The 24,573-nt window shown below is 41.9% G+C and carries 17 protein-coding genes; 4 read left to right on the top strand and 13 right to left on the bottom strand.

From position 1 onward, the window contains the following. Positions 1 to 3 precede the first annotated feature (3 nt). Positions 4 to 1,317 carry a polysaccharide deacetylase family protein gene (locus tag IEW05_RS23605; protein WP_188542318.1) on the bottom strand — a complete coding sequence of 438 codons (1,314 nt, stop codon included), beginning with the start codon at positions 1,315 to 1,317 and terminating at the stop codon, positions 4 to 6. 116 nt (positions 1,318 to 1,433) lie between these two features. Between IEW05_RS23605 and IEW05_RS23600 the strand changes: the two genes are divergently transcribed. Next, on the top strand, positions 1,434 to 2,087 hold the full coding sequence (locus tag IEW05_RS23600; RefSeq protein WP_188542317.1) for a DedA family protein: 654 nt from the start codon (positions 1,434 to 1,436) through the stop codon (positions 2,085 to 2,087). Positions 2,088 to 2,121: 34 nt separating this feature from the next. Here IEW05_RS23600 and bcp read toward each other — a convergent pair whose 3' ends face one another. Continuing rightward, positions 2,122 to 2,598 (bottom strand): thioredoxin-dependent thiol peroxidase, encoded by a 477-nt coding sequence (gene bcp, locus IEW05_RS23595; protein ID WP_188542316.1) that lies wholly within the window; start codon positions 2,596 to 2,598, stop codon positions 2,122 to 2,124. A 133-nt stretch (positions 2,599 to 2,731) separates the two neighbouring features. Between bcp and IEW05_RS23590 the strand changes: the two genes are divergently transcribed. Together IEW05_RS23590 and IEW05_RS23585 are read left to right on the top strand one after the other, a co-directional pair. Further along, positions 2,732 to 3,787, top strand: coding sequence for an LCP family protein (locus IEW05_RS23590; protein ID WP_188542315.1), 1,056 nt, complete (start codon positions 2,732 to 2,734; stop codon positions 3,785 to 3,787). Positions 3,788 to 3,860: 73 nt separating this feature from the next. Next, positions 3,861 to 5,174: a glutamate-1-semialdehyde 2,1-aminomutase gene (locus IEW05_RS23585; RefSeq protein WP_188542314.1), complete on the top strand. Its 1,314-nt coding sequence runs from the start codon at positions 3,861 to 3,863 to the stop codon at positions 5,172 to 5,174. A gap of 185 nt (positions 5,175 to 5,359) precedes the next feature. Here IEW05_RS23585 and IEW05_RS23580 read toward each other — a convergent pair whose 3' ends face one another. From IEW05_RS23580 to IEW05_RS23540, 9 genes are all read right to left on the bottom strand, one after another. Beyond that, complete coding sequence (locus tag IEW05_RS23580; protein WP_194434162.1) at positions 5,360 to 9,148, bottom strand: endo-beta-N-acetylglucosaminidase; 3,789 nt, start codon at positions 9,146 to 9,148, stop codon at positions 5,360 to 5,362. A 290-nt stretch (positions 9,149 to 9,438) separates the two neighbouring features. Further along, positions 9,439 to 10,896, bottom strand: coding sequence for an ABC transporter substrate-binding protein (locus IEW05_RS23575; protein WP_188542312.1), 1,458 nt, complete (start codon positions 10,894 to 10,896; stop codon positions 9,439 to 9,441). 121 nt (positions 10,897 to 11,017) lie between these two features. Beyond that, complete coding sequence (locus IEW05_RS23570; RefSeq protein ID WP_188542311.1) at positions 11,018 to 11,884, bottom strand: carbohydrate ABC transporter permease; 867 nt, start codon at positions 11,882 to 11,884, stop codon at positions 11,018 to 11,020. A gap of 1 nt (position 11,885) precedes the next feature. Then, on the bottom strand, positions 11,886 to 12,821 hold the full coding sequence (locus tag IEW05_RS23565) for a carbohydrate ABC transporter permease (protein WP_188542310.1): 936 nt from the start codon (positions 12,819 to 12,821) through the stop codon (positions 11,886 to 11,888). Between the two features lie 93 nt (positions 12,822 to 12,914). Next, complete coding sequence (locus IEW05_RS23560) at positions 12,915 to 14,246, bottom strand: response regulator transcription factor (protein WP_188542309.1); 1,332 nt, start codon at positions 14,244 to 14,246, stop codon at positions 12,915 to 12,917. Between the two features lie 20 nt (positions 14,247 to 14,266). Then, entirely contained in the window at positions 14,267 to 16,075 is a 1,809-nt protein-coding gene (locus IEW05_RS23555; protein WP_188542308.1) for a sensor histidine kinase, read from the bottom strand. A gap of 240 nt (positions 16,076 to 16,315) precedes the next feature. Continuing rightward, complete coding sequence (pgmB, locus tag IEW05_RS23550) at positions 16,316 to 16,954, bottom strand: beta-phosphoglucomutase (protein WP_188542307.1); 639 nt, start codon at positions 16,952 to 16,954, stop codon at positions 16,316 to 16,318. 64 nt (positions 16,955 to 17,018) lie between these two features. Beyond that, on the bottom strand, positions 17,019 to 19,298 hold the full coding sequence (locus IEW05_RS23545; protein ID WP_188542306.1) for a glycosyl hydrolase family 65 domain-containing protein: 2,280 nt from the start codon (positions 19,296 to 19,298) through the stop codon (positions 17,019 to 17,021). Between the two features lies 1 nt (position 19,299). After that, positions 19,300 to 21,600: a glycoside hydrolase family 65 protein gene (locus tag IEW05_RS23540; RefSeq protein WP_188542305.1), complete on the bottom strand. Its 2,301-nt coding sequence runs from the start codon at positions 21,598 to 21,600 to the stop codon at positions 19,300 to 19,302. Between the two features lie 262 nt (positions 21,601 to 21,862). Here IEW05_RS23540 and IEW05_RS23535 point away from each other — a divergent pair, with 262 nt between their 5' ends. Next, the gene (locus IEW05_RS23535; RefSeq protein ID WP_188542345.1) at positions 21,863 to 22,627 is read left to right on the top strand and encodes a class I SAM-dependent methyltransferase; all 765 of its coding nucleotides are present in this window, start codon (positions 21,863 to 21,865) and stop codon (positions 22,625 to 22,627) included. Positions 22,628 to 22,884: 257 nt separating this feature from the next. Here the strand turns inward: IEW05_RS23535 and IEW05_RS23530 are convergent, their stop codons facing one another. Together IEW05_RS23530 and IEW05_RS23525 are read right to left on the bottom strand one after the other, a co-directional pair. Further along, positions 22,885 to 24,189 (bottom strand): GDSL-type esterase/lipase family protein, encoded by a 1,305-nt coding sequence (locus IEW05_RS23530; protein WP_229753709.1) that lies wholly within the window; start codon positions 24,187 to 24,189, stop codon positions 22,885 to 22,887. Between the two features lie 77 nt (positions 24,190 to 24,266). Beyond that, complete coding sequence (locus tag IEW05_RS23525; RefSeq protein ID WP_188542304.1) at positions 24,267 to 24,533, bottom strand: hypothetical protein; 267 nt, start codon at positions 24,531 to 24,533, stop codon at positions 24,267 to 24,269. Between the last annotated feature and the right edge of the window lie 40 nt (positions 24,534 to 24,573).

Below are 24,573 nucleotides of genomic sequence, written 5' to 3'. Positions count from 1 at the left end.
TGCTTATGATGCTTTGACTCGGATCTCTTCCGCATTAGAAGTCACGGCTGCCACCTCATGTCCTGTCGCCTGCAACAATTTCCTTAGAGGGATCCACAACGAACCATCCCTCATTTCGACTGTAACCCTATCTTGCGACAGCGGTTGTCCCGGAACACTCACTGCCATGATACTGTTCGCTGTATCTAGTGTTACCGAGGCTTGCCCCCAACTTATTACTGCACGACGATCCTTGTGATTCCAACGTACATTTGCACCTAGTCGTTCCATCGTCGCTCGCAAAGGGACTATATACTGTCCATTCTGTAGTTCATATTCACCTGATGAAAGTTTCGTTTCAATACCTCCAACCTCAACGAACAACGATTTTGCTGAACCAAATAGCTCTGCATTAGGAGCAACGTGGCTCTGTACCCAAGCGGCTGAAGGATTCACGCGGTTCTTGGACTTCATTTTTGGATCAATATGAAATTGAACAGGTGTCATATCTTCGGTCAACGAGCGAAACTCATACCCACGCTCTTGATAGAAAGCTATAATTTTCGGAAGGGCCTTCACGGTCTCACCATGTCCTGCTCCGTCATGCATAAGCACGATCATCTTGTCTTTCTGTTTGGCTGATGTTATATTGTGAGCAATTTCAGATGCCGGAACCCCTTTACGCTTAGAATCCCCACTATCCAGATCCCAATCAAACACCTTGTAGCCTCCCTGCTCCAATAATTTGAAGTAGGTATCATCAAAATGGCCATACGTTCCACCAGGTGCACGTACTAATTGTGGGCGGGTCCCCGTAATCTCTCTTATCTCTTCCTCAGTCCGCTTGATTTGTGTCCAGAATTCGCTAAAATTGTTATATAATTCAGTGTAGTTATGATTAAATGAATGATTACCAATGACATGTCCTGCTTCTACAATTCTATTAATTATTTCAGGAGACCGCTTGACCTGTTCTCCTAACACGAAGAAAGTCGCCTTAGCTTTTGCTTCTTTTAGAATATCTAATACCTGATCGGTCAATTTGCTAGGTCCATCATCAAAGGTAAGATATACTACTTTTTTACCTACCTCCGGTTTAACCGATTCATTAGATACCAATGCTATTGTAGAAGTAGTTTCCACGGATCCGCTGACACTTGTTCCTACTGCCGTGTTCTTCACGCTCACAGGGATAATTTGAGACCGTATCCCGGAATGGGCAGCAGCCTCCGGCAAGATCACCTTTTCACTGCCAAACTGGGTAACCATAATCATTACCGCGATCAGAACCGCAGTGATTCGGAATATCATCAAACCGGAAATCTTTTTTTTGCTCATATCAAATTCTACCTCCACCGTTTATACGATTCATTTGGCTTTCTGGTAGATTGTATGAAGCTAGACAATAAAATAGACTAGTGTTATGAAGATGATTTGGAGTGTGGATAAATTTAATGGACGTGCTCAAAAGTATAGAAACGTTATTTAATGATTATGGATATTGGGTTGTATTTGTCGGGTTATTACTTGAATTTATCGCGCTCCCTTTTCCAGGTGAAACGTCGATGGCTTATGCGGGGTTTCTATCATATAAGGGGATATTAGATTTTCAACTTCTGATTCCGCTGTCCTTTTTTGGTACCACAATCGGGATCACCATTACCTACTGGATTGGACGCAAGGTTGGTTTACCTTTCATCACCAAGTATGGTAAATGGGTGTTCCTCTCACCTCAGAAGCTAAACAAGACCAAATATTGGTTTGAAAAATATGGATCCATGCTCATTGCTATCGGATATTTCATTCCGGGTATTCGTCACTTCACGGGTTATTTCTCTGGAATTATTGCCCTTCCCTTTCGAAAATTTGCAACATATGCCTACAGTGGTGCATTAATATGGACCATTCTATTTCTTAGTATCGGCAAGGTGTTTGGTCCGGCGTGGAGCCACGTGTTTGAGCTAGCAGCCAAATATTCACTTCTATTTGCGCTTATACTAATCGTGCTTCTCATTAGTTATCTCTCTTTACGTTACCGTAAAAGTATTTATAACCTTTATCAAAAACGAGCAATTAAAGCACGGGCCAAGTCTTCCAAATCTCGGTGAAATTGAACCTGAATCTTGGCCCTTGAGCTTATTCTCAAACTTCTCCTTTTACCACCTTTAGCACTTCTTCTGTATGCCCCTTAACCCTCACACCACGCCATTCTTTGAGCAATTTACCTTCCTCATCGATCAGGAAAGTAGAACGAACGATACCTTCATATTCGCGGCCGTACATCTTCTTGACCTGCCATACGCCAAACATCCGACTTATTTCATGATTTGCATCCGATAAAAGTGGGAAAGTTAGTCCTTGTTTCTGAATAAACTTATCGTGAGAGGTTACTGGATCCCCACTAATACCTAATATTACGGCTCCATGTTCAGCGAAAAGATGATTCAGGTCACGGAAATCGCATGCTTCCTGAGTACAGGCCGGTGTCATATTTTTGGGATAAAAATAAATAACGACCTTTTGACCTCGAAATTGACTAAGCGTTATCTCTTCACCACCACTAGCGGGAAGTTTAAAATCTGCAACAGGTTGTCCAACTTGGACGCCAAATTCTGACATGTTTAGCTCCTCCTTAAGGTATTTGTAAAAACGGAAATTGATTGTGTTTACAAAAGAAATTATAATGTAATGATATGAAGTGCATTCATTCAGAATACTAAATTTATCGTTTTTTGTGAAAGGAACGAACATAATGACGAAACGCACAAAGCGAGCGATCATCTGGTCCGTTGTTGGAGTCCTGATCGCTATAGCCGGTATCCTGGCTTATTACTTTATCGCCATTTATAACCAGGTGGACAATTTCCAGAAAAAAGGCGAAGAATCTCCTTTCTACAATGTCCAACCTAACGAGACAAAAATTGCTGAACCACCTAAATGGGAAGGAACCGAACGGGTAAACATCCTGCTGATGGGCGTAGATGCCCGTGGTTTGAAGAAAGGTGAAGTCCCACGTTCTGATACCATGCTGGTTGCTTCTATTGATCCAGTTTCTAAGAAGGGCTATCTCTTCTCCATTATGCGTGATACGTATACTAAAATACCAGAGTACGGTAAAGATCGCATTAACACAGCGATTACACATGGGCCAAATACGGCGATGCAAGCTGTATCCGATTTACTCGGAATTCCAATCCAGTATTACGTGTATACTGATTTCCAAGGCTTCATCGCGTTGGTTGACGCTGTAGGTGGCGTTGATTTCTACGTTGAGAAAGATATGAAGTACAGTAGTAAAGCAGACAATCATGAATATGATATTGATCTAAAAGAGGGACAGCAGCATTTGGACGGAACTACTGCCCTTCAATACGTAAGGTTCCGCCATGATGCCATGTCCGACTATACACGAACAGAGCGGCAACGGAATTTCCTTAAAGCCGTAGCTAATAAAATGAAGTCTACTACAGCTATCATGAATTTGCCTTCCATCCTGGAAAAGGTGAATCCTTACATTGACACTAATCTTTCCATCAATGATATGTGGAAGCTCGCTACGGTAGGCTATGATAGCCAAATTATTGCCAGTGAGCAAATCCCACCTATGTCGCTGCTCGTTGAACAGAACATCGGAGGATCAGATGTACTTGGTGTCCGCAGTGACGAGGAATTGAAGGCTTACGTACAGGAAGTCCTTAATAAGACAACGGAAAATCCAGAAGATAGCAGTACAGATGCAACCAATACGGGCACCGGGAACAGTTCAGTGAAGACAGACGCGAGCACCCCTTCCTCCTCAGAGCCTTGAGCACTGAGGAGTTTGCTTTCAACGTCGCTCTGCATTCATAACTGAACTTATCATTGAAAGGAAGTTTTTAATCATGAACCGTTCTCAATCAGAACAATTGTATCAAGAAGCGCTCAAACATATTGTTGGTGGTGTCAATAGCCCCTCCCGTTCATTTAAGGCGGTTGGTGGCGGGGCACCCGTTTTTATGAGTAAAGGTCAAGGGGCCCATTTCTGGGACGTCGATGGCAATAAATATGTCGATTACTTAGCTGCATATGGGCCGATCATCACTGGACATGCCCATCCCCATATTACACAAGCTATTACTGAAGCAGCGGCAAACGGCACATTATACGGTACACCTACGGTGCTTGAAATCAAGCTTGCCAAGATGCTGAAGGAAGCTATTCCTTCCATGGACAAGGTACGATTCGTCAATTCGGGGACAGAAGCCGTTATGACAACAATACGAGTAGCTCGCGCTTATACCAAACGTAACAAAATCATCAAATTCGCTGGTTGTTATCATGGACATTCCGACCTCGTACTGGTCGCAGCGGGTTCAGGTCCTTCCACTCTTGGTATTCCAGATAGCGCCGGGATCCCGTCTAGTCTTGCACAGGAAGTCATCACCGTGCCATTTAATAATGCGGAAGCACTCCATGCAGCACTCGAGAAATGGGGCGACGATGTAGCTGCGGTCATGGTTGAACCCATCGTTGGCAACTTTGGTATGGTTATGCCCAAGGCAGGATTCCTCGAGGATCTCTGCCGCCTAGCTCGCCAATATGGAGCACTCGTCATTTATGATGAAGTCATTACCGCTTTCCGTTTCCATTATGGATCAGCACAGACATATGCAGGGCTCGCTAACCATGAGGCAATCAAGCCTGACCTTACTGCCCTTGGCAAAATCATTGGCGGCGGTCTACCTATTGGTGCTTACGGTGGTAGCAAAGAAGTTATGGAACAGGTTGCACCGCTTGGACCAACTTATCAAGCCGGCACGATGGCTGGTAATCCCGCTTCTATCTCTGCAGGTATCGCCTGCTTAGAAGTACTACAGGGAGAAGGTATCTATGAGGAAATGGAACGCCTGACGGTGAGATTAACCGATGGTATCGCTGATTCAGCCAATCGCCATGGTATCCCACTCACGATCAACCGGATTCGCGGTTCCTTCTCCACTCATTTCTGTGATCATCCTGTCACCGATTATGACGAGGCTCAAGACACGAACAGTGAAATGTTCGCTGCATTCTTCCGCAATATGTTGGAACGAGGCGTTAACCTAGCACCATCGAAATATGAAGCCTGGTTCTTAACGACAGCTCATACGGATGTAGATATTGACTTCACTTTAGAAGCTGTCGAAGCATCGTTTAAGGAAATGGCGTCCAAGTAAGTTAGTTCATGATGCTAATCACTATTCAACAAGCAAGCCTTTCAAGCGGTCTCCCGTCTGAAAGGCTTGTTTATTATGTATCCAATATTCATGCTCTCCTACTCTTAATTAACTTACGCAGTAACAAAAAACTGCCGATCCCTTGATAGGATCGACAGTCTTTCGTCAAACAGCTTACGATAATCTTATTTTAAATAGTTCATGATCATTTGAGCAACTTCGGCTCTCGTTGCCGTGCCACTCGGAGCAAACTGATCTCCATTACGGCCCTTTACCAACCCCAGAGCTACCGCGCTTTTCACGCTATCCTTTGCCCATGGAGCTATTTGCGACTCATCGCTGAACTTGGCGGAACTCTTAGGAAGTTCAGTGCCATGTTCCAGCGCATATGCCCGCATCACAATCGTCACGATCTCTTGGCGAGTAATGCTAGCACTTGGCTCGTAATCACCCGTAACGATATCACTAGCTTTCCCTTGGCCTTTCAAACTCAGAACATTGTCCATCAGCTCCATGAACTCCGCTCTAGTAATTGTACTGCTGGGTTGGAATTGACCCTCAGAATCACCTTGGATTAATTGTTTTGCAGCTAATGTCCGAATGGCATTCACTGCCCAATGATTCTTCGGTACATCTACAAAATTCGTTGTATATTCAAGTAGAGCGTAATTACCTGATTGATTAGCTTCTATTTCCATTGAATCTACAACACGACTTCCACCAAGATAATTTAAAGAACCATTGTCTGCAATTTGATACATGCCTAATAAATTGGCTCTCAATGTATCATCAATTGGCAAACTCAACTTTACAGGCTTCACAAAGCTTGAAATACGGTGAACTGTCCCATCTCCAGCTATAATATTGAGATCAAATTCAACAGTCGTGCCTTGTAACGTAGTTATCGCTTCGGTCTGTATACCTGATTCTTCTAAGGATTTAGGAGTTACATTGACCTGAATCTTGCTTCCAGCAAGCTGTTCTTGCGTCAATAGATCTTTCAATTGCTGTAGCAATTCAGGAGTAATCCCTACTACTACCTTATCAGATTGAAGCGTCAATTGATTCTCACCCAGTAGTTGTCCAGCATCAGTTGGGAGCTCAATTTCGGTTACTTCAGGACCAGCTGAGATCGTTGTTACTCCGTTATCCGATGATTGGCTCAGCTCTTTAGCCGATACCACTACTTTACTAATAGTCTGGCTCTTCACAAGTTCTAAGCTTTCCGAAAGATTCCCCGCATAATCTTCCATAACCACATGTACTTTACTTGCTGTTGTTGTGAAGCTCAAACTCGATTTCACTGTACGTCCACGGATAATTTTTTCGAAATCTCCTGCACTGTACGTCGTTGAGAATGATTTAGGTTGGTCATCTTCATAAACGTACAGGTATCGCCAGTCTCTTGTGTTAGGCATAGGCAATTTAATGGTGTCTCCAACCCAAGAATAGGCTTCAGCATAAGGTTCAGAGATCTTGTCGATAAAGTTACCGCTCAAACTTACCGCATTCTTGTCGCCTGTTGAGATCGTAACGATATAGTCATCACCATTTACAGGCATGCCTGTGAATGAAGCCGTTGTTGAACCGGCAGGAACCACCATTTCCTTCGATATCGGCGCCGGAGTTGTGATTTTGTTCAATGAGCGAACTTTTACTTTGATATCTCCGGAAGTTACTTGTTCATTACTCCAAGACACCGTGAAATCTCCGTTTTCTGTAGCATCTACCTTAATGTCCGATACTGCAGCAGTCAGATCAAAATCTAGTGTTGCCGCATCACCCTCAAGACCGTCAGCACCCACAGGCACTACTTTCAATGTTCCTTTTTGAGTGGGTAAGTTTTTGATATAAAATACTTCGTCATATTTTCCGCCAACGTAGATGTCATTTACATAGACATTGTATTGTTTTACTTGGGAATAATCCGTATCCATGTTCCATTTCATGTTCATCTCGTTTGTATCGGTATAGGCTTCTGTAATAGCAAGACCTGTTGGAGCAGATGGTTTGACAGCAGAGCCGTCAAATACTCTAATCTGACCAATATTCATTTGATAGTTTGCTATTTTAGCTTGACCCGGATTAAATACTAAGCCCAGAGCAGCAATGGATTTGCCGTCATATTGTCCTAGTTCTACTTCCTTTGTTAACCATCCTGTCGTTTTGTTTCCGCTATGTGCGATAGGAAGCTTAACAACCTCAGTCGAATTATCCTTGAAGATTAAGCCAAGCTGCATACTAGATTGATCATCAGCAGATGGTTTGTTATAGGTGATCGACAGTTTAGAATTTTTGTTAACATCGAGATCGGTCTTGTACAAACGTAGGAAGTTTTCTGCATCCAATTCCCCATTTACAACGAGTGAACTGCCGCCGTTGAATCCTCCGATTTGCTCATAGTTATAGCGATCTGTGTCCGCGATACTATATTTTGGACCATAGTCAACATCAACCGTAAGTTGTTGTCCAGCTGTATCCTGCCACCACTGCCATGTCACAGGTACATCCTGTAAGCTCATATTTGACCATTCGCTACTACTAGATTCATTCCCGTTCACATAGTAAGACAAACCATGACCTGTATTAAAGTTCGTGTAGAAGTTAGTATCACCAATTACCGAACGTTCGGTAATTACCGATGCAATTCCCGGCCAATATCTGTTATCAGCGTATACGTCGCTAACCGTGTTGGTTTCACTCAAAGATACATTTGTAGGGTTTACATTAGGTCCAGACCACCACAGTTGATCACGTAAGTTAGTCATCCATTGATAAGCATTGTCTGATCTCTTACTAACAGGCCAGGATTGTCCCATGTCCTCATCAAGTCCAGCATGCACAAAATCCGCCCCCAATGTAGCAACACTTAAACGTGGCACTCCATTACTAAGTAGATTATTAAGTGCGGTTCCATTTACATCTTTGAATCTATCGCGTCCGGCTTCAAGACCTGCGAAACCGATATCATAAAGGCTATAGTTCGTTCCATAAGTACTGTTCAATTTATTAATGTAGTTTACCGAACTATTTATTTGAGCATCCTTCACCCCGTAATCAAAGAAGAAGGATTGCGAAACTTTCTCACCGGTATTCTTGTCATACAAGAATGAAATATTGTTATCGTTAAATGTTCTAGTAAATGTATTGGAGCCATCGTTAGTTTGTAATGAGTCATACCATTGTACATATAGCCCTGCTTGTTGTAACACTTTCATAAAGGCGATGTAATCTGGAATATCCTTCACCGCTACGTTAGGTTTTTGTTCCTCCTGATTGATGAAATATCCATCGTAGCCAAAGTAGTTGGCCATCTCAACCATTTTTTCCGCTACAGGAAAGTTACCGTCTTCATCCTTAACAATCATTTGTTTATACGTTTGCTGGCCACGGTCATTGTTAGAGAAGAATATCCCTGCCAAAGACAACACACCGTTTTTATGCGCTGCATCCGTATAGGTCGGGTTCGGGATATTTAACATACCGAATTCGAACCATTTTTGCTGCCAATCCTTTTGGGCCAAGTCGTCATAATATTCAGCTGGTGTATAGGCCGTAGCTGTACCATGCCAAGGAGAATAATAATCAATATATTGCCAGAAATTGAAATGATACTGTACAAATTTGTTTGTATATGCTGCATTTTCAATAAAAGCGTTTCCATAATCGCCTGAAACATTAGTCATTTGTACATCGGGAGATAGGTTAGGATTCGCTTGTGTCGCTGCAAAAGAATCAATACGCTTCTGTAAAGGAACATGAGAACGTAGCTTTTCAGCATCTGGATCGCTCTCGGGAGTCCAATCCATAATTTGTCCGCTGGTATAACCGTGTACATTAGGTTGGTTCTGACCATGAGCACTTTCTTCCTTAAACGGCCATGTATCACCAGCATGTACAGTAAGCGGCAACCCAGAAGCTACCATGACAACTACCAACACTATCGCTGTTAGTTTTGGGAACGATTTTCTCATAGTGTTAATGTTCAATTTCAATTCTCCTTTTTGAATATAGATTGAATTTATGTACACCTTCCTTGCAAGTATCCTAAACTAACCTCCTCTCTATTATTTTTCTATTGTTACTTAATCTATCCTATGTAAACACTTACAAATAGTGTTGAAAATAAAGATTTACTGGACTAACTAAAGATTTCCTTTTTCAATATTTATAAAATAAAACAAAAAAAGCACCCCTTGGGATTTAACATTATTGAGAAGTTAATCCTCAAAATGTATCCTAAGGGGCGCTTTTCTAAGCTATTTTATTTCTGTGCAATTTTATCAAAGTAAGTCTCTTGTACATATTTCGCTGCGATATCCAATTGAGCTTTAGAATCTGTTCCTTTTTTGGAGAACGATTCTTGAACTACGTTGGACATCGTTGCATAGTAATCTTGAGTGTTATATTGTGCTTCAAGTTTACCTTCTAGTAGTGGGTAGAGTTGTGGATCATATTTATAAACATTGTCATATTTGTTTTGGATTGCTTCAACTTTCTTACCGTAGTCGGAATCCCAGCTGAAATATTCCATTATGTTAGGGATATAGTATTTGTTATCTGCTTTACGTGCTTGAATTGTGTCTTCAACCGTCTTCAATGCATCGTCACTGAAGTAGTCAAATGTGATGTAACGGAATGCCATTTCTTGCTCATCTTTTGTCGCGTTAGGGTTGATAACCAGGTAGTTACCACCAAGGATACCATAGTGTTTACCACCTTTTTCTGCAGCAGGCATCGGATATGCTACTACATCCTCAGGCTTCATTCCGCCTTCATTCAAAGCCGCGTTAACTACATCAAATGATCCTGCAATAACCATTGCTGTACGTCCTTGTTTGAATGAACCAACCGCGTCGGACCATCCCAATGCCCAGTCTTTCGGTATTGCTTCTGCTTCCCATCTCAATTTCTTATAGAAGTCTAGGGCCTTCACACCAGCATCAGAGTTAAATGTAGCTGTAACTTTTCCGCCTTCGTTAGATTGGATTTCACCACCAGCTTCGAACAAGAAGTTCGTCCAGTTCCATCCAGATTCATTACCTTTACCCATTGGAGCGATCCCTGAAATACCTTTTTTCGGATCTGCAGCTTTTTGGGCTACATTCAACATATCATCCCAAGTCCAATCAAGCGAAGGTGCCTCTACGTTCTTGGCAGCCAACAACTTCTTGTTCACAACAGTTGAAGTAATATAACCGTTTTGAGTTACCCCGTAAACTTTACCGTCTCTAATAAATTGTTGTTGAATTACAGGATTGATTTGATCCTTGTATTCCCAGTTGTTCCACAGATCCGTAATGTCTGCTACCCAGCCACGTTCAATCAGAAGGCTGGCCTCAGTAGCCCAAGTGTTATAGAAAGTAGGAGCTTCGTTGGAAGCCATTTTCACTCCAATTTCATCGACGGAATATTTCCAGTCGTCTTTAATAATGGTTACATTCGGATATTTCTTTTGGAAACGAGCAATTTTATCATCTTCTGTTGCCTTAAGCGTTTCTTCATCTGGGAGTGGGTAGTGAATTTTGATAGTAATTTTTTTGTCGGCGATATCTTCTTTTGGGGCTTCGGTTGGATTGGAAGTATTCCCACTTGCATTATTTGTTGCTTTGGTTCCTTCATTCTTTGAGTTATCTGCTGCTTTGTTATCCTTGCCGCCGCACGCTGCGAGCAACGATCCGAACAGTAAGATACACATTAGTACTGCTGAGAACTTACGCATTGAAACTCCCCTTTTCCTTAAATGTTGTTTTTGCTTACATTTCCATCTTAAAAGACGAACTGTTAAGAGACGAGGTGCATTCTTATGGCGATCATGTGCAAGGCTACGATAAATGAAAACGCTATCCTTTGACTGCTGATAAGTTGACACTACGCATAATAAATTTCTGGAAGCCTAGGAACACGAAAATCGGCGGAATCATAACCATAAACAAAAGGCTGAATTTTACGTTACTGTCCAGATATCGAGCTTGTATTACATATTTATAAAGAGCTGTTGCTAAAGTGAATTTGTCCTCCGTGTGCATAACCAATGATGGCCAAAACCAGTCGTTCCAGGCTGTTGAGAAAATAAAGATCGACAGGGTTGCAAAGATCGGAACAGACAAAGGAATCGCAATACGGATATAACTTGTTAATTCTGAGGCACCATCAATCCGACCAGCTTCAAATATTTCCGGATGGATCCCATCAAAGAAGTTCTTCATCAACAGAAAGTAGTATGCATTGGCCCCTGCCGGAAGCCAGAATGCCCAATATGAATTTAGAAGACCCAGTTCCTTGAGATTCACGAAGTTTGGAATCATATAACTAGAAGCCGGAATGAACAATGTCATCAGGATGAAGAAGTACACAGCTCTGCTATAAGGAACTCGAATACGCGATATACTGAATGCAGCAAGACCAAGCACAAGAATCGTTACAACAAGGTTACCGCCAAAGATAAACAATGTATTTTTGAGAAACATAGGTAGATTAATGTAATTCCAACCTTTTACAAAGTTCTCCCAATGAAATTCAGTAGGAAAAAAGGTCGGCGGAAACGAGTTTACTTCCTCGTTGCTTTTTAATCCGTTAAACATCGTCATTAGAATCGGATACAACATGGTAACGCACATAACTAGAACACATAACACCATAAAACCATACACAACTTTATTTAACGGTTTCTGTAGATCAGAATCCGACAAAATACCTCTTTCTTTCATGTTAGTATTCCTCCCTATTAAGCTTAAATTGAAGTAATCCGAGAATACTAAGCACGATGAACATCAGAACACCCATCGCTGTACCGGCCCCATAGTTTAATTGCGTAAACGCATATTTAACCGTAAGGAGTGCGTAAGTCAATGTTGCTTTGTTAGGACCGCCATCAAGCATAGCCAGTTGGGCCTGATAACCTTGAGAAGTCCCGATAATTTGGAGTATAAACATCAACAGGATCAAGCTTTTTAATGATGGGATGGTGATATAACGGATCCGATCCCAAACACCGGCACCATCGATTTCAGCAGCCTCATACCAATCCCTAGGAATACTTAACACACCTGCCAAATAGATTAGCATCGCTGAACCAAACTGCTGCCAGGTCTCCATGACAACCAAAGAAATCATGGAGAACCTACTGTCTGAAACAAAGGAAACCGATTCAGCTCCAAAAACTCCGAATAAGGCATTGATTGGACCAACCGGATCATACATCCATCTCCACAGCCCGTACAATACTACGCCGGGAACGACATAAGGTAGATAAGCAGCAATCCGGGCAAAGCCCTGAAAAAAGCGCATTTCAGAAATAGCAATAGAAGCAGCAATGGGTACCCAAAAACCAATGATCAAGCACAAAAGCATGTAATATAATGTATTTTTAAGCGAAAGCAATAAATCCGGATTGTTCAAAATTGTCTTGTAGTTTTCAAATCCAACAAATACATTGCCCTTTACAAAGTCGATATTATAAAAGCTGTAAACAATACCTTTTATAATAGGGACCCATAAAAAAACAATGAAAACAACAATTACTGGAACCAAAAACAAGTAACCCCACATATACTTTTTCCAGTTCGATGTTCTCTTAAGACTCTTACCTGCCTTCTGTTCGGGTTCTTTGTGTATCTTTCCCACTGAAACCATCGTATCTTCCATCAGTTTCCCTCATTCCTCTTAGTGTCTACATTACATTGTAAGAAAGTAAAGGATCTGCGAACATGTCTAAAACTATGTGAAGTATAACCGTTCTTACTTCTTCAGTTCACTAGGGCTAACACCGAAATATTTCTTAAAAATTTTACTAAAATGCTCTGGCGATTCGTATCCTACTCGTTCAGCTATTTCATATCTACGCATATCCGTATTCAGAATCAGAGATTTACTCTCCTCCATTCGGAGCTTAATTACATATTCCCATAAATTGTAGCCCGTATTTTTCTTAAACAAATAGCTTAGATAATTTGGGCTTACATGATTTTTCTTGGCTACATCGTGAATTGTGAGTCCTTTCTGATTATAATTTGCATCGATATACTGTCTCGTGTTCTCCACAATCTGATTGCTTTGTTTCGTTAGCTCTTCTGAGGATGGATCTCCAGAATAATTATGCCAATTGAAATCTCCGTAATAGAATACATGATAATCTCCTTGCTCCTCGCCCCACTGTATCGCTTTATCCGCTTGCTTGCTTAACACGTTGAGAAACTCTACCCCTCTTAGAATCTGAGTGAATCCGATGATAGCAGAGATACCTAAATATTTGGATACATGATAATGCAGACTACGTCCAATCATTTCTAATTGGTTAATCTTGTTCATGTCAAGCTCCGCATACTCCTCCTCATTCCATTGGATTAGAATGTTAATCTCGCCTTTCGTAGAATAAAAGGCCAGAGCATTCCATTCTTCTTGTAACAGTTCTTTAGCCACGTTCAGCGCAGCATATCGAAGCAAACGTACATCTCGTTCTGTATAGGTTGAGTTCCCACCTTCTAAATGGGTTCCAAGCTTCATACGCATCAAGGAGAAGTAACACCCTGTGACTCCCAATTCTTCAAGCAAATCTAAGAGAGCGTCTTCCCCCACATTGGGGATAAAGGGTTCATCCAACAGACGGTTTAACCGTTCATTCCTCTCAGGACGCGGCTCTTCCATATGAAAATGTTCCGGACTACGCGTCAAAAATTCATCCATTTGTGCTACAGGCTTATCCATTTTTAGTAATGCATTGCGTACCGAATCAAGAAACTGCTCGCTGTTCAGCGGCTTAATCAAATAATCCTTAGCCCCTAGCCTGATGGCCATCTGGGCATATTGAAACGTCTCATGCGCCGAAATAATAATCGTCTGCACCCATGGCTTAATCATTTTTGCTTGATGCATCAATTCCATTCCGTTCATCTCACCCATCTGGATATCCGTAACGAGAAGGTCAATATCCTCCATCCGAACATAATCCAAGGCTTCGTGCCCACTATAAGCTGTAAAAATCTGATCGATTCCTAGCCCGGATGATGTCAAGAGACCTGCCAAACCTTTACAGATCAACGGCTCATCATCAACAACCAAAATATTGTACATTAAAAATTCCCCCTGACTTTTTATTCGTATGTTTGAACGGATTTAGGAAGATTAATGGTTACCCTGGTCCCGCCTTCTGCTCGCCTAGCATAAACAAGACCATATTCTGGGCCAAAATGAAGCCGGATCCGTTGATGAATATTTCTAATTCCATATCCAAACTCCGGATTGTGCTTCTCATCGTTCAGTAGTTTATCGATGGCTTCATAATCCACCGACTTGTATCCGTTGTCTTCAATCTGAATATAGATCTGTTCTTCATCATGAGTTGCACTAATGACAATTTCACCGTCCTCTCCCATATGTTTCACCCCGTGAATTATGGCATTTTCAATTAATGGCTGTAGTGTAATCTTAGGAATAATAAAAGAAAGTAGTTCATCAGGTATGTTCTTGGTAATGTGGAATAAGTAATCGTACCTGTGTTGCTGTAATTTGATATATGCCCCGGCATGTTCCAATTCTTCCTCTAACGTGATTAACTCTCTTCCACGACTAAGACTAATTTTCATCAATTTAGACAATTCCTTGATCATTTCGGCAGAGGTGGTGTTCCCCTCCATCGTGCTCTTCCAATAAATACTTTCCAGCGTATTGTATAGTAAATGTGGATTAATTTGCTGATACAAAATCTGTAGTTGGGACTCTTTCTGTTTCAGATCCATCGTGTATTTATAATGAATCAATCCATTCAAACGCCTTGCCATATCGTATATCGTGAAGATCAGGACACTGACTTCGTCTTTTCTCCCCCGATAAGGAGTCTCAGGTACTACATTGCCGGGTTCATACCTTCTGACGAAATACACTAACTTTTGTAACGGGGTCATCAAAGACCTCCAAAAATACAGCATAATCAGAAGTCCTACCACAATATAAGCAATCGTTATCAGCTGTATGATTCGTTTAATTTCATTCTGCTGCGCAAGGAGGGCTTGAACCGGCACTCTATAGATCAATTTCTGCTGAAGAACATGATTATAATTAATGACATAAATAAAGTCATTCGTGATGATATCCTTTACTCCGATCATCGAGTTTCCGAGATCAGCCTCTGGCGGCAGATCTAGAAAAGGGCCATGTTCTGGTGCTATAGCTGTAAGAATTCGGTTATTCCAATCTGTAAAATATAGTTCGCCTTCCGGAACAGATACGGTTTGCATCGATTCACCAATGCGAGCATCCATATTCGAAACGACAAGAACCCCTATCGTTCCATTTTTATATATGCTATTGATCGCTCTGACGTAGGCCAGCGTCTTCTGGTTGTCCTGACCTTTGGATTCCGGGGACAGATGTTCGATCAGTTTTAAGTAACCGTTTCCTTTTTTAGATACCGCTTCGTCAAACCATTCCGGCTTCTCATCACTTGAGAAAAAATACACTCCCGCTTTCTTAGGGTTTGGATAGAATGGAGCAAAGAAATAAGTATTCTCCGGATCGTACACATAGAGAGAAAAATAAAGCGGTTGGCGCTGATCCGTTTCCTGAGAATATGTACCCAGCAGAATCTCTAGCTTTTCATAGCTTTTGACCCGCGCAAAGACTGTCTCTTCCGAAGAAGCGGGATTTAACCCCTGTACTAACGAATTCTGGAACACCGTCGATGTCACCTTATTAATTGCTTCAATATCCCGATTAATCAATCTGAAATTTTGATTGTTCAATTCAATATAGGCATTGGTTACATGTCGCTTCAAAATCTGTCCAGCTTTGTAATTGCCATAAGAGTTTAATATGAACATAGGAATGACTAGTACGAGAAATAAAAGAATCATCTGTTGCTTTACGTTTAATCTATTCAGTGGATTCTTGAAACCTAACTTCAATTGTCATACACCCCCGGCACTTTAAATATATCAGTAAAAAAAAACAACAAGCATGTGCATTTCTACTAACATCATGAGCAATTCTACAATCGCTATGTATCTGTACTCTTCATTCGTGAATTAAAACGAGTTACATTTTTATTTTCATTATATAGGGTAATGTAAATACCCAACATAGGAACTCAAAAAAGGCTCCAATCCTGCAAATTAGCCAGGATCGAAGCCTTTATAATTATTTTTCTATTGTGCTAGAAGTTCATATAAGCCGGCAACTACGATATCCGCTTCCTTCAAAATATCAGGGCTACCAATTCCTACAACTTGGCATCCTGCGGCTTTGCCTGCTTGCACACCCGCTTCTGCATCTTCAAATACAACACATTGTGATGGGTCCAATTGCAATGCTGTACTTGCCTGTAGAAATACCTCAGGATCTGGCTTGGCTTTGGATACTTTAGTTCCATCGATGACAGCATCGAACAGATCCGTAATGTTCAGCTTAGACAATATGAATTCAGCATTTTTGCTTGCTGATCCCAAAGCAATTTTTACTCCCTGGCTTCTGAGAATCTCTAGGTATTCTTTAGCACCGGGAAGAATCTCGGAAGGGTCTAACTGTGATATATAGTTCACATATTCCTTATTCTTATTGTCAGCCATCATCAGGCGTTCCTCTTCAGTAGCCTCGATTCCGCCAACTTCCAGTAGAATCCGTAGTGATTCTACCCGGCTAACCCCTTTTAGTCGTTCATTATGCGCCTCCGTGAACTCAAAGCCAAGCTTCTCAGCTAAGGATCTCCAGGCTAAAAAGTGATATTTTGCCGTATCTACAATTACCCCGTCCAAATCAAAAATGGCACCCTTCATTCCGTTAAGCATATCTAATCTCCTTTTCCACAAAAGAATACTCTCTATTATCATTTTATTCATTATTGTAATATATCTAACACTTGTAAGATACAGTTATTGCCTGTCCTTGTGCTACGTTTATCGTTTGGCCTAAGATCGTGAACGACATATCTTTCGTATTGCTGTCAGCCGCTGTAATCTGGACTTCCTCTTTACCTACACGTATTCTGTAACTTTGTCCTTGGACGCTTATAGGAGACTCGATCGCTGTCCATTTCTCCGGTAACGCTGGGGAAATGATAACTCCATTCCCCTGGAATTGAAGACCAGCAAAACCTAATACAGCCGCCATCCATGCCCCACCATTAGCCGCTGGATGCGTACCTCCGATGTAGAGATCACCAACGTATTGCTTCGATTCACCGGTCAGATCGATCGTAGCCGTTCGCATAAAGTATGGATAAGCCCAATCTGGTGAACCAATGTCCGATGCAACCAACGCGTAAATGCATGAGCTTAGACTAGATCCATGTTCTGTGCGAGGCTCATAGAATTGCCAATTGGCCTGCTTCGTCTCCTGATCAAATCGATCTTTAAATAAGTGTAACATCAGGACGACATCTGCCTGTTTCAATATTTGGGTGGTCGTCGCGAGTCCACTACCCCCACCTAAGTATTCATTTTTATTAATAATTCTCGATTTTAGTTCGGCAAGCGAAACGTCTTCCAGTTTAAAATATCCATCAAACTGCGGAATGATTTTATTCTCCAAATCTGGCTGCGGTACATATAGGTTATCGTACATGTGAGAGATTTGCTCTAATGTAGGTCCATTATGTCCTATGGATAGGATCTTTTCATATAAACCTGGATGGTTGTCCTGTAGATGCTTCATCACTTCCATCATAATGAATAAGGTTTGTTTCACCAGCATATTTGTAAATGCATTATTGTTCACCCGTTCATGGTACTCATCAGGGCCAGTCACATCCAGTATTTCATATCGATCTTTACGTGAATTATAGTAGGCATACGAATAAAAGAATTTTGCACATTCCCAGATCACTTCTGCTCCGCCATCCAGCAAAATACTTTCATCGCCAGTGAAGGTATAATACTGCCAAATGCCGTGTGCTACGTCCGCACTAATGTGAACTTGCTTATCACGAAAATAGGTGCGCATCGGCCGTCCTGTAAACACATCATTAACATTAAACAATGTGCAGGCATCATCACCTGTCTCCTGACTCTCCCATGCGTAGAATGCACCCTCAAAGCCATATTCTGCAGCCTTTCTACGTGCTCCACCCAGTGTATGAACCCGATACATCATAAGATTCCTAGCCACCTCTGGTTGAGTATACAGGAAGAACGGCAACATGAACATTTCTGTATCCCAGAATACGGCACCCTTGTATACCTGGCCTGATAAACCCCGAGCCGGAATCGATACCTTCTCCGACTGATCTGGAGCGATAATATGAAGTTGATACATACTATAGCGCAATGCATGCCCAGCTTCTTCATCACCTTCAATGATGACATCTGAAAGCTTCCACTTCCGACTCCATTTTACGGCTTGTTCTAGAAAGATTTGAGCATATCCGAGTTTCAAGGCTTCCTTGCTAGAGTTTATAGCCGCTAACTCTGTATTCTCTACCTCGTCCATTCCTGTAAACACCGAGACATATTTGACTAAGGTATACTGCTCACCAGCTCTATATTGAATTATGATTTGTCTATAGATAGATTTCTCTTCCGTAATCATGGTTTGTTCACCAAATTCACAGTCAATCGCTTCTACGACGGAGACAGGCTGGTTCAATTCATGCGTCCATGCGTTCATTACCAAGCATTTGCCTTCCACTCGACCAACCATCCGCTCCAAGTGAGGGCCGTTAATATCCCATACATCCCCATCAATCCCCGTAGTAATCCGTAGCTCACAATCTTTATCACATTCAATCGTAATTTTGTTTACGATTAAATGCAGACGCTCGGCACTGCAGAATCGCTCAGATAACAACGTAACACGATTATCTCCCGGGGCATTAAAGACTGTTTTACGACGATGGAGCCCCATATGCATATCTAATTCCTGCTCATGCTCCAGCGGCTCTTCCTCTAATACACTTAGCAAGCTACCATCACAATATATTCTAGTGGACAAGCCATTGGGAGCATTTACTGGTTCTCTCCACTTATCGCCTACTCTATCGTATAAACCCGCTAACGTCGTTGCCGTCAGCTCCGACTTTGCAAATTCCTCCATCGTACCGCGGTATCCCATGTATCCATTACCGATCATGAATTTGTTGCTATTCGTCGTAATCCGTTCCTTATGGAACCCTGTCTCCCGTACGATCCAGTTCATTTTAGCGTCCCACCTCTTCCAAGGCTATTTCAACACCGGAATGATCCACATGATAAGCGCGATGATATACTGTGATTTCTACGGATTCTCCTGATACCGCCCGAATGTAAGCACGTTGTTTATTTACCTCAACTAACAATTTCGTCCCGTTAAAGGAAATAGGGAAACTATACCCATCCCAACGTTCAGGAATACATGGATTAAATACTAGGCGGTCACCATCTGAACGCATCCCGCCAAAACCGTAGACGATGTTCATCCAAGCAGCGGCAATCGATGTCGTATGAAGTCCTTCGCGCGTATTGCGATTATAGTTATCCAGATCCAACCGAGTAGCAAATTCAAAGAACTTATAAGCTTCTTCTGGTTTACCCGTCTCCGCAGCGATAATGGAGTGGATTGAAGGGGAAAGCGATGATTCATGAATACATCTCGGCTCATAATAATCGTAGTTAGCACGCTTCTCCTCAACGGAGAACTGTCCACTATATAAGAACATGAACATGAGTACATCTGGCTGTTTTATCATGTCATACCGATATAACCGATCGTAAGACCAATGAGAATACAACGGGAATTCTGTAACAGGAATAGAATGAATATCGAGGTGCGGCATGTCGAAGAACCCGTCATGTTCTTCATAAATACCGTTTTCCTCATCCTTTGGAATCCGCATATGCTCAGCACATTTCCTCCAATTGGACTGCTCTTCCTCCGTCAAATTCAGACGTGTAGCCAATGCGTTGAATGATGTACCTTCCTCTTCACGCATAGTAGCAATCACATCTAACGTATATTCGAACATTTTTTTCGCCATGAGATTAATGTAGCAGTTATTGTTGACCATCAGCTGGAACTCATCAGGCCCCATAACTCCGTAGTACCCAAATTGCCCAGTCTTCTGACCCCATTGACCCCGAGTAGCGTAGAATCGGCTAATTTGAATCAGCATTTCCAATCCTTTTTCATATAGAAAAGACTTGTCTCCAGTTATATTAACGTAATGACGAATGCCATAAGCCACAGCCGTACCCACATGTAGTTGTAGATTAGAATGCTGCCATAGATCACAGCTCTCTGTCCCATCAATTGTTGCGATTGGATAGAACGCACCTTCACAATCTAGTTCTTTCGCACGTTGTAGCGCATAAGGCAAGGATTTATATCTAAACTCTAGCAGGCTCTTCGCTGCCTTTGGATTATTAAAAATATAAAATGGCAAACAATACGATTCAGTATCCCAAAATGCCAGTCCTCGATATGCTTCACCCGTTAATCCCTTGGCACCGATATTGAAGCCTGGGTTGTCACCATGATAGGTCTGGTACATTTGGAAAACACAAAAACGTATCCCTTGTTGGTTCTCCGGGTCGCCCTCAATTTTAATGTCAGAATCAGCCCATACGCCCGTCCAATAATCCACTTGCTGACTAGCTAAAGATTCGTAGTTCGCATTCAAATGCAGCTTCGCGAGATCTAGTCCTTTATTCCATAGTGTCTCTTGATCGGTTGCGATGTCTTTCTCTGCATAGTTAATAACGAATTTATCAAAAGAGGCCGGCTTACCCTGCTCCAATGGTATCGTTACGTCCAGTCCTATGAAGCGATTGCCTTCTACAGCAGTGGTCTCCAGAGCAGCTGGTGCATCAATCTTAAATCCGGAGAATAAGCGATTCTTCGTATTCACAGTTTGACCAAGAATTCCCGTAACCCCATTCACTTGCCCTTGCTGTAGAACCTCCCAATAGCTGCGCCCTTGATCCTCATGGATCACAGAGAAATCAAGTCCAGTCCTTACCTCAACGGTACCGGAGAAATTCAGTGGCTCAAACACGATACGCTGACATCCTAGATTGGATACATCCATGCTAACGAAGCGTTCAAAAGAAATTTTCAGTTTCTTGCCATTCTGTAAATGCCAAATCAAGCTTCGGTTATAGCTACCACTTTTGAAATCTAGCACTCTTTGAAAGTCCGAGAATTGGCAGTTCGCCATATCAAACATCTGACCATCTACCGTAATCCGTGTATACAACCAATCCACAGCATTTACCATGAATCGAAGGGATTTAATAATTCCTTTATAGTGTGCATTTACCTTACTCTCTTCAAATAATCCGTTAAAATAACTACCTAACAACGTATCTCCGCCATATCCCTCTTCGGGATATCCTCTAACGCCCATATATTCATTGCCCAGCGAGAAAATAGATTCGGAAACCCGGTTACGTTCGGGATCAAATCCCTCTTCAACAATTCTCCAAGGATCTACTTTTAAGTATTTATCTGCGATTTTCGCCATACTCCGCTCTCTCCTTATGTGTATATATTATGGTGATCACTCTATACCCAAAACTGTTCCTTTCCAGATTAGCCAAAACCTGAACACTCTTAAATGTCCAACTCTAATCACCTTATGTGCGTTTGTACGGACTTCAGTTGGAGAGCTCACCTAAAGTGATCATAGGAATATCCTATAAACGTTATTCGTTCTATATATTTAATCAATTGAGGTTGTTGTGACACAATAGATGCAGATGAAGTAAAGAAGGAGTGAATGGATGATGGGATCAAGTCATATTTGGAAGCCAACATTGTATGACGAGAAGTTAGGCTTTGTTTCGGAGTACGGCAAGGGTGTAGTGGAGCTGCTTGAACCTCAGCAAGGGGAACGAATTCTCGATTTAGGATGTGGAACCGGAGATTTAAGTCATGACATTGCTAAGTCGGGGGCCTATGTTCTGGGGATGGATTATTCGCCGCACATGATTGAACAAGCCAGCAGCAAATATCCTGAACTTGATTTCAGGATAGGTAACGCTGAGCAGTTTACACTGGATCAACCTGTGAATGCTGTCTTCTCGAACGCAGCTTTGCATTGGGTAAAGAATGCTCCAAATGTGGTAACCTCCGTATGGAATGTACTAGTGCCTGGTGGCCGTTTTGTGGCGGAGTTTGGGGGTAAAGGGAACTGTGATACCATCGTCAAATCCATTTACAAGGTGTTAGAAGAGTATGGAATCGATGCGGAAGAACGTAACCCGTGGTATTTTCCAAGCATTGGGGAGTACAGCAGCTTATTGGAACAACAGGGCTTTCGTGTGACCTATGCAGCTCACTTTGATCGCCCTACATTGCTACAAGACGGGGAGAATGGTCTTACCCACTGGCTCTCCGGACTAGCAGCAGATGAATTCTTTAAAGACATCACTGAAGCTGACAAAGAAACTATGTTTGCAAAAATAGCTCACCACGCTCAAGCGTCGCTATTCACAGACGGAAATTGGTACGCAGATTACAAGCGATTAAGGATCGTAGCAATAAAATAACTAATATGTGCAGATATGATTAACTGGAATTCCTCCATCTAATGTGACTCTCATACTCACCAGAGGGTAAATTAGCTGGAAATTCTCCATCTATTATGGTGCTTCAACCACTTGCGCTCGAAAAAAGGTTAATTAACAGGAGGATTTCCAGTTAAATGTGGGATGATAAGCCCTCCCAACAATTTAACTGGAGTTTTTCCCGTTAAATAAACTTCAAAAGCTACGAATGAAGAACACACCAGCGTTTTTTCTTCCGCTTACTGGTTTACAAATACCGTCTTCATCCCTTTGCTGTACTTCACATCAAGTCCTAGTCCCTGAACAAGCAGCGCTAGCGGCACATAAGTTTTGGACTCCTTGCCAACTTTGTTCAAGAATGCCGAAGGAGCCTTGGTAGCAGAATTACTGTTCACTTTAGTTCCTTCCGGCAATACCGGGATAGATACGGTTTGTTTACCATAAGTAATAGTAACTGTACTTGTCTTGCTATCCCACTTTGATTCTGCACCAATAGCATCTGTAATATCTTTAAGAGCAACGAAAGTTTGATTGTTCTTTAGGACCGGTTGGTATGGGGTTAGTAGTTCTTTTCCGCTGACTACTACGGAAATAGGAACTTCACCTCGTTTGCCGGCTGTATCTAAATAACTTCCCCAGACGTTACTTGCCATCACCTTGGCAATTTGTGCATAGCCAGATTGGTTCGGATGAACATCGGTCTCCGGATAAAAATGAGTATATGCGATTTCTTTTCCTGCAAATGCCTCAGCGATATGAGCAGCACTTATTTGCTTTCCTTGTGACTTATATTCTTCTACTACTTTATCTACCGTCGCTGTACACGTTTTGATAGCTTGTTGAAGAACAGGATAGATCGTGGTACCGACTGCTATACTTGGTAAAGGCAAATATTGATCACCCAACACAATTTGTGCCTGAGGATTAAGCTCCGTGATCCCTGCAATGATTGCATTCATATTAGAAGCATACACAGCTAAAATATCCGTAACTTTTACACTTAATTCTTCTTGGGTCAAGAGAGCTACCTCTGGTAGTAAACTTAGTAGATCATTTCCGCCAATCGTAATCGTGATCAGATCAGCATTTTCAATAGCAGACTTGGCCAAATTAATTTCCGATGCAAAGGTATTGATTCGTGGGTCAGGAGTGCCCGCTTGAATCTGATCAGCCGTGATAGATTTACCAGCCTGAATTGCCGAAATGTAATTCTTCATTCCAGTACTTGTTAATCCTAGAATTCCAAGATTAGTAGCTTCCGTACGTCCATGGAACAATCCCTGCTCTGCAAGACGTTCGACGTATCCATATGGTACGCTTGTTTCGGTCATTCCTGGCTCATAACCGGCAGTAATAGAGTCTCCAAGTGCAACGATAGAGTATGTATTCGTATTCGTGCCATTCGCTACAACTGAAGAATCTTTTTCTCCCGTTTCATTAAGTGGCGCTGCAAAGAGAGATTCACTTCCCGTTAACATTAGTATTACCACTAGCAAACTTAATATGATAGACTGATTCCTATTTACTCTACTTCCATACTTCAAATAATTACCTCCTTGTCTTTTTATAAAAGTAAAGCGTCCCGACGTTTCGGGACGCCTTAACCATCATATGACAAAAATCACGGGTTTCCAAATTTTTCTGAATCATCCTTATCCTTATGTTCTGTTTTCTTCAGGTATTCATCATATCGATCATCTATTTCTTCAGCCATACTACGATATTTACGAGTTTCTTCTACAATCGGATCGAGCTGAGTCTGAATCCGTATCTCATATTTAGGAGATAAGCGTCTTCGTTCCTCTTCCCGCCGTTCTTCCTCACTACTATAGTCTCCATCCGCCAGCATCTCGCTGAGCTGTCTTTCCAAGTCTTTCTCTTCGCTCATCTTATTGACACTCCTTCCGGTCCTAAATGTTCAGTTAATC

This window comes from Paenibacillus segetis (genome assembly GCF_014639155.1).
Lineage (GTDB): Bacteria > Bacillota > Bacilli > Paenibacillales > Paenibacillaceae > Fontibacillus > Fontibacillus segetis.
This window is presented reverse-complemented; position numbering and strand designations above follow the sequence as displayed.